Annotated in this window: 1 pseudogene; it reads right to left on the reverse strand. The window is 46.7% G+C overall.

From position 1 onward, the window contains the following. Positions 1-148 precede the first annotated feature (148 nt). Positions 149-478: pseudogene (locus tag ACYVTD_RS16435) on the reverse strand (segregation and condensation protein A); the annotation flags it as partial.

Below are 478 nucleotides of genomic sequence, written 5' to 3' on the forward strand. Positions count from 1 at the left end.
TTTCTTAAGTTTTCGATAGCGGCACTTACCTTGTCATTGGAAAGCCCCGATATGCGGGCAATCGTCCCTTCGTCAATCGGCTCGGATTCAAGAAAGAGAATCGCTTCAACAAGCGCTGCTTGCTGCGCCGCCGCTTCTTTTTTCGCGCTCAATTTACCGCCTCTGTTACGTTTGGTTTAATCAGAATATCCCCGAACAGGCGGTTTTGATAAATTAAAATCATGCGCAATTTTGCGGCTTCCAAAACAGCGAGAAAAGAACATACGATGTCAAGTTCGCCCGAGCGCACGACAAGCTCCGTAAACATGCACTGCCCCTTGTTTTCCAGCACTTCCATAAGGAGTGCCGTTTTTTCATTCACGGTAATTTCCTCGTAAAGGTCCAATATGCGTTCAGCGTCGATATTCGCCGTCATCGCGGAAAAAGTTTTTAAAAGATCGCTTGTCTGCTTTTCGCCTAGGATAGTATCCAGTCTGTC

Source organism: Treponema sp. R6D11, from assembly GCF_054786075.1.